This is a genomic window from Brevibacterium sp. HMSC08F02, assembly GCF_001807555.1.
Lineage (GTDB): Bacteria > Actinomycetota > Actinomycetes > Actinomycetales > Brevibacteriaceae > Brevibacterium > Brevibacterium ravenspurgense.
This window is the reverse complement of sequence record NZ_KV789350.1, coordinates 1-6,621: the sequence shown is the minus strand read 5'-3', so window position 1 is coordinate 6,621 and position 6,621 is coordinate 1. Positions and strand designations below refer to the sequence as shown.

Genomic DNA, 6,621 nt, shown 5'->3' with positions numbered 1-6,621 from the left:
GACATCGTTCACTCGATGTCCCGAGATTTTTTGTGTTTTGGGCTGTCGATGTGTCGGGTCATCGTTCCCTTTTTGGGGTGGGTATGTCGGGTCATCGTTCCCCGCTGTAGATGCTGCATCCTCAAGCTGAAGCATGTGCAGATTAGGGCACATATGGAGGCGATCTGCGCGTTTTTGTCTTCGTATGTGCCCTAATCTGCAGAATCCACTCAAACCCGCGGGCTGTTTCTTGCCTGCGCAGCTGCAGGGTGGCTGACTATTCCGCGTTCCCACACCAGCTAGCAGCAAATCCACGCTTTAGCCGCAGGGAGACTCCCTTTAGCGACAGAAACTCCTGTTCGCAGTTGTTGCTAGGGCGCAGAATCCGGCTAAAGGATGTTGGGCTGTCTGAATGTGGACGTGAACGATGACCCGACACATCAATGGAACGATGTCGTGGGACATCCGCTGGCCGATTCTCAGCGGCAGGGGTGAACGATGTCCTGAAACCAGACACCCTCTCGCGCACAGTAAAAATCCCGGGACATCGTTCATTCAATGTCCCGGGAATTTTTGTGTTAACAGAACCATCTTTTAACAGTTTTTAAAAACCGACTCCACACTGTTTGATTCGTCTTAGACGCAGAGCTGTTCAACTCCCTAGAAGGCGGCACAAAAGAATTTCGCATTGGTTCGCTTCGAGCAGCCTTGGCCTTTGCTGTCGCTTCCTCCGTTTGATGGTAGCTACGCTTCGCTTCCGTTCCGCCCCCAGACGCATATACCCCCAACTGTCTGTCATCGTCCCGCTGATTGGCCTCCGATATCTGTTGGGGAATACGGCGTTCAGAGGCACTGCCGCTATCTGCACTCTTCGCATATAGCTCTGCGATGCTTGCTGACGTTGTTTGTCGAGATCCTGGGTTGTTCTGCTTATCGAGGAGCATCCGGAATGCCGCACTTTCATGACGGGCAGCTTGCCGCGCACGCAACCGCTTCAGCTCTTGAATATCTTTGCGAAGCGCCCAACCTCCACCGTGCTCTGCGAGTTTGGATTCAGGAGCAACCCATATCCGATCTCCCGCGAGCACCTGTCGGAAAAACTTCATAGCGTCGTAGTTGCCCGCACTGCCTAACATTCGACCACTGCGGTGTGACGACAGGACGGTGGCCCCAATGTACACATATGGGGTTTCTTTGCATTCTGACAACCACGGCTTGATCGGCTTCCTGCCGTTCGCTCCATCGTTTTTTCGTAGACGCGCACGCGCGCCGCGGGCGTCTTGAACAAGTATTTATCGACTGCAGAAGACGCGCCTTCAGTGAACAGCCAAATCGTCTGTGCGCCGAGTTGCTCACGCGACCGCGTCCGCGCCTCAATATCCGTATCCCACCGTTGGATTTCAATAGCCAACGGTGGGTCGCTATGCACCCATATATCAGCCTGCGGCGGTTGGTGCTCGATTTCGACGTCGTACCCCAGCCAGTTACAAATCTGGGCTACACGATTCTTGATCCACAGATGTTCCGAACCTTCGACCCCACCACCGCCGTTTGGATCATAGCTGTGCCCGCACTGCCTCGCCTTGTTGTGATATCGCAGAAAGCGCTTTTCCTTTTTGCTTGTACATGCGACCAGGATTGAGTCGCATCCTTCTGCGGGACAGACCAGACCGCCGGCCCCCACAGTCTTCATTTCTGCCCAGTCGTCTTCGTTCCGCACGCAGAGAACTCTGCGCCTGTCTGCGGCCCGAAGTACCGCATACTCCTTCATAACCTGACCGCTCGAAGAGTGACCCATCTCTCAATTGTGCAGAATTCCCCTTTCGATTGGAAGACCCTGCGATTTCGGAACGTTACGTGCGGCACTTCGCAGCTACACCCTGCACCTACTTCTCCAGCGTCAGCTTGGATGCGACTCAACGGTCTTCATCGCCTCGCCCCCACATAGGCAACCTTCTTGATAAAGCTCACGTGCAGCACAGGTTTCCATGTTCAAGTCCCCTCTCGCGCACAGCAGAAATCCCGGGACATCGTTCACTCGATGTCCCGGGATTTTCTATGCCCGGGTTTGATTGACGAGGCGCCGCTCGCCTCCGCAGTACCGCTCACCTCGCGCGGCTCGCCTTGGGACATTGACCCCGACTTCGCGGGCCGGTCAGACAGTCATCACGCCTACGGCCGGATTCCTCGGATGTAGGCATCAACCAGCCACTCGTGAAAATCGGGCATCTGATCTTCGACAAACGGCGGCAGCGGACGAGTTACCGCCGCAATTCCGGCTACGAGCCGCATCGCATCGATATCGCCAATCAGCCCGGCTTCACGAGCCCGCACAAGGATCGGATCGAACTGCGCCAGTCGCTCAGCACGCACCGCAGCCACCCGCTCTGATTCAGCAAAATCCTGGTGCACCTCAGCGATTGCCACCAGCTGGGCGCTCACCTGGGTGCGAGCCACGCCGGTGATGAAACCGCGCCAGGCCGCTTCCGGATCTGCGTCCCAGTGCTCCAGCGCACGGTCCATCGCGGCGAGCGCTTCGGCACTCATCTCCAATCCGAGGGCGAGGAGAAGGTCACCCCGCGTAGGAAAGTGCCGGTACAGGGTCGCGATCCCCACGCTCGCCTGTGCAGCAATTGCCCGCAAAGACACGGTTGCGCCCTGTTCTGCGAAAAGTGTGCGCGCGACATCCAGAATCACCCCGCGATTCTGTTGAGCATCTGACCTCATCTGACCTCCTGCGTTTGCACTCATTATAACCGGAGCATTATGATCTGATTACATCCGGAGTATACCGCTCCGCTTAGTTAGGAGAAGTCATGTCAGACACCGAACAGAAGACGGAAGGCCGCCGTAAGCTCGGCCCCACCGCTATCACCGGATTGGTGAGCACCGTCATCGCACTCATGCTGTTGGCGTTCCTCACCCCGGCCATCAATTCGGGCGCAGAAGACATCCCCTTGGCCGTTTCAGCACCAGAACCCGTCAAGACGGCAATGACACAGAAGATCGAAAAGTCCGGCGCTTTCACCGTTGTCGACGCCTCCAACCCGGAAGATGCCGAAAACAAGGTCAAGAACCGCGAAACCGTCGGCGCAGTCGCCGCCGGTCCGGAAGGCACGACCATCACGATCGCCAGCGGCGCAGGCGCTCCCTATGCAGCTGCGCTCAATGGCATGGCCACCCAGCTGAAGGCTGAAGGCCAGGAGGTCACCGTCAATGACGTGGCGCCCATGACATCGGAAGATCCGCAAGGCGTGGGGCTGTCCGCAGCACTGCTGCCGCTTATCTTCGGCGGCATGGCTTCGGCAGTCTTGTTGGCCACTCAGCTGAAGTCGGCCGGTAAGCGAACCTTGGGTGCAGTCGGCGTGGCCGTGTTGGGCGGGCTTGTTGCTGCCGCGATTCTGCAGCCGTGGTTCCACGCGGTTGACGGCAGCTTCTGGCTGCTGTGGACCGGACTGGCGCTCGGCATCCTCGCGATTTCCAGTACTGTGCTCGGCCTGTTCTCTGTTATGGGCTTTGCGGGGCTGGGACTTGGTGCAGTCCTCATGCTGTTTGTTTCGAACCCGCTGTCCGGTCTGGCTGCCGGCCCGCAGTGGCTGCCGGCCGGCTGGGGCACTTTCGGACAGCTCATGCCGGTCGGTGCAGCCAGCACGTTCCTTCGCTCAGCTGCCTATTTCGACGGCAACGGCTCGGGAATGGCCCTCTGGGTTCTCATCGCGTGGATTGTCGTTGGGCTTGCCTTGACTGCGTTTGGAGCACGCCGCCAGAAGGCTTAAGCAGACGCCCCCTCTGCGGCCGCGTATGTAGATACGGGCTATCGGTTGACGTTGTCAAAGGCAACTTCATCCTGAACGAATACCTCAGCTGAACACGCGCTGCCGCACTTCCTTTTCAACTTCCCACAAGCTTCCCACTTAACTTCCCACAGTGTTATGTCGAGTGGGAAGTTAAGTGGGAAGCTATGGTGTGTAACTCCGGCGCCCAAGCTTCTTCACCTTCGACTTTTGAATCGACCTGGTCAAACGGCCACCACTCGCCACTCCCGTCAGCCGTCGGCTGAGTTTCTGCGCCGGACAGCAGATAGAATGCCCTGACGCGTCAGCTCCTGGGGACGCCTCACGGCAGACTTCAGGCCTGCAGCTTGAGTGGAAAGCCTGATAAGGGAACACGTACTGCCCGACGGCTGGAAGCAGCCCAGGAAGCAGCTTCCGATACCACTACCGTCAGTCGCCCAGATATTTGATGAACACCTGGCACGGGTTCCATTCGTCCCACAGCGTGGGGAACACTTCGAGTTCTTTATAGCCGACCGATTTGTAGAACTTGTTGGTCACGTCGTACTCGTCATAGTGGCCCGACTGAACGGTCTTGACTTGCGAGTATGCGTAGCCCAAACTTTTGGCCAGCTTTTCGTACTCGTCGTTGAGCTGTGTGGCCACACCGCTGCGATGGAACTTCTTCTTAACTCCCATCACGAATATGTCTGCGCAGTCCGAGCTGGTTGCGTTGAGAACCAGGAATCCAGCAACCTCGCCCTGATGGAAGGACGCTAAAAGCGGCTTGTCCTGCGAATCGGTGATGTATTCCTCAGTGCTTTCAGGCATGCCGAACCACTCAGGAAGGTCGTTCAGCACTTCCCGTGAGATTTCAGCCTTCTGTTCTTTGTCTTTTATTTCTTTGACAAGAAACTCCATACCGCTCCCTTGCAGCTAAGTCTTACTCGTCACTGGGCAGACACCGGTGTCCACCATGACCATTTGCGTTGACGTAATCATGGCACAAGACAGCCAGTGCAAATCCGCCTTATCGACTCGACGGCGGTAGCGCCGTACTGCTTACTCGGACGCTGCGAGCGGTCAGTACAATTTTCGTATGGACATGCTTTCCCGTCGTTTCGCTGTGCTGGTCGCAGCTCTGTGCGCCATGTTCGCGCTTTTCACACCCGCAGTTGTGGCCACGCCAGCCCATGCGGCACCGCCCCGTCAAGCCACCAGCCAAATCAACGCGGCAGCAAAGAAGCACGCAAAGAAACTGGGCAAAGCAAAAGGCAAGATCCGCTGCGGACTCCCCCAAGGCGGCTGCTACCGCACCTTCACAAAAGGTTCCATCCACTGGTCACCCAAGACCGGCGCGCACCCCACCTGGGGTGCGGTTCGAAACGCGTGGAAACGTGCCGGCTGGGAACGCGGAAAATACGGTTACCCCACCGGCAGCGCACGGATCGGCAACGACGGAAAACTTCGCCAGAAGTTCCAACGCGGAACCATCACCACCGGCGTCATCAGAACCGGCCTCCCGCATGGAGTCAAACCCAAAGGCGGCCGACAAATCGTCATCGCACACACCGCCAAACGCTCCTCAAAAACCGGCACGGTGGAACTGTGGGAGCTTCGCAACGACGAACGATGGCACCGCAAACACACCTTCAAGGGCGCCAGGTTCGGATACAAGGGACTTACGACCGCCAAGGCCAAACGCGAAGGCGACGGAAAGACGCCCATGGGGCAATACCGCATCCCCTTCACCTTCGGAACCAAAGCGAAACCCAAAGGCACCAAAATCGAATACCGTCGCGCCGATCGCAACGACCAATGGTGCTCACGGTCTGGCTCACGCCACTACAACACGTGGATGAGTGCACCCAACCGCAGCTGCCCTGCAAAGCACGCCGAGGTGTTCTCCAAGATCCCGCAGTACCGTCACGTGGCCGTGGTGGACTACAACTCGGCTAGGAAAAAAGGCCGCGGTTCAGCGATTTTTGTTCACACGCACGGGAAAGGTTCGACCGCCGGGTGCGTATCCGTAACAGAGAAGCAGATGGTCACGCTCATCACATGGTTGCGGCCGCAGCACAGCCCGCGCATTGCGATCGCTCCTAGAGGCGAACTGAAGAACCAATAGGGGTGCGGGTGTGGCCTCAACCGGGCGAGAAGGACGCGCGGCGAATGCGGCTTCTGCGGTTACTCACCTTGGTCGGCCGGGTTCAGACTTTCAGGACAAGTCCGAAGACAAGCGGCCCAAGGCCATCACGCTCTAGAATGTGAGCGGGATACTTCTATGAAAAAGACAACATCCACATGGGTTTCTCGCTTTATTCGCACCAGGGTGTTCGTTCTCGGTGCAGTCTGCACCTTTGCGGCATCGATAGTCGCGTTTCTCGCTGAGACGTGGCAAGCCGATAACGCCATAGAGGGAGTGGGAAAATGCCCCTTGAACGGTTCGGACGAGATGCGGCACTCAACGTCAGCGTGGATCGAAACATCATTTGCCCCACCGCAGATAGTCTGTTTTCAAGATGGATATCCACCCGTTCACCAGAGCACTCTCATATCGAGCACGGCGTTCTATCTGACGATAGTTCTGCTAGTGGCTGCTCTCGTTATCTTCATCGTGAAGATGGCTCATTTCTTCGGATGGTTCAGCAAGAAACCGGAACCTGAACATACCTAACCGGGCTAGCTCCGCTCCGCCTTTGGTCTGGGTGTTCCTCTCGCGATGTCCGTCGCTGACGACCGCGGTACGACGAATCACCGACCGCTCCCAGCCGTCGCTGATCCGTACTGTCGCTGGTGCAGATGTGCGGCTTTTGCGGTTATTCTGAGTATTCTGAGTAGTGTCCAGTATGGTGGTGTACGGATCGGC

At 57.4% G+C, this 6,621-nt stretch carries 6 protein-coding genes; 2 read left to right on the top strand and 4 right to left on the bottom strand.

What is annotated here, in order from left to right:
* Nucleotides 1-1,108 precede the first annotated feature (1,108 nt).
* Together HMPREF3172_RS10375 and HMPREF3172_RS03615 are read right to left on the bottom strand one after the other, a co-directional pair.
* Complete coding sequence (locus tag HMPREF3172_RS10375; RefSeq protein WP_141741564.1) at nt 1,109-1,699, bottom strand: competence protein CoiA family protein; 591 nt, start codon at nt 1,697-1,699, stop codon at nt 1,109-1,111.
* A 452-nt stretch (nt 1,700-2,151) separates the two neighbouring features.
* Nucleotides 2,152-2,676 carry a TetR/AcrR family transcriptional regulator gene (locus HMPREF3172_RS03615; RefSeq protein WP_256173152.1) on the bottom strand — a complete coding sequence of 175 codons (525 nt, stop codon included), beginning with the start codon at nt 2,674-2,676 and terminating at the stop codon, nt 2,152-2,154.
* A 119-nt stretch (nt 2,677-2,795) separates the two neighbouring features.
* Here HMPREF3172_RS03615 and HMPREF3172_RS03610 point away from each other — a divergent pair, with 119 nt between their 5' ends.
* Entirely contained in the window at nt 2,796-3,755 is a 960-nt protein-coding gene (locus tag HMPREF3172_RS03610) for an ABC transporter permease (protein WP_070515511.1), read from the top strand.
* Nucleotides 3,756-4,202: 447 nt separating this feature from the next.
* On the opposite strand, the gene HMPREF3172_RS03605 is transcribed toward HMPREF3172_RS03610, so the two are convergent.
* On the bottom strand, nt 4,203-4,673 hold the full coding sequence (locus tag HMPREF3172_RS03605; protein WP_070515508.1) for a GNAT family N-acetyltransferase: 471 nt from the start codon (nt 4,671-4,673) through the stop codon (nt 4,203-4,205).
* 178 nt (nt 4,674-4,851) lie between these two features.
* Here HMPREF3172_RS03605 and HMPREF3172_RS03600 point away from each other — a divergent pair, with 178 nt between their 5' ends.
* Nucleotides 4,852-5,880: a L,D-transpeptidase family protein gene (locus tag HMPREF3172_RS03600; RefSeq protein ID WP_256173151.1), complete on the top strand. Its 1,029-nt coding sequence runs from the start codon at nt 4,852-4,854 to the stop codon at nt 5,878-5,880.
* Nucleotides 5,881-6,342: 462 nt separating this feature from the next.
* On the opposite strand, the gene HMPREF3172_RS10555 is transcribed toward HMPREF3172_RS03600, so the two are convergent.
* Nucleotides 6,343-6,621 (bottom strand): hypothetical protein (locus HMPREF3172_RS10555; protein ID WP_218078922.1); only part of this gene is annotated, 279 nt, incomplete at its 5' end.

Coding starts and splice junctions, on each gene's coding strand:
- HMPREF3172_RS03610 (WP_070515511.1), top strand. CDS start 2,796: ATGTCAGACACCGAACAGAAGACGGAAGGCCGCCGTAAGCTCGGCCCC.
- HMPREF3172_RS03605 (WP_070515508.1), bottom strand. CDS start 4,673: ATGGAGTTTCTTGTCAAAGAAATAAAAGACAAAGAACAGAAGGCTGAA.
- HMPREF3172_RS03600 (WP_256173151.1), top strand. CDS start 4,852: ATGGACATGCTTTCCCGTCGTTTCGCTGTGCTGGTCGCAGCTCTGTGC.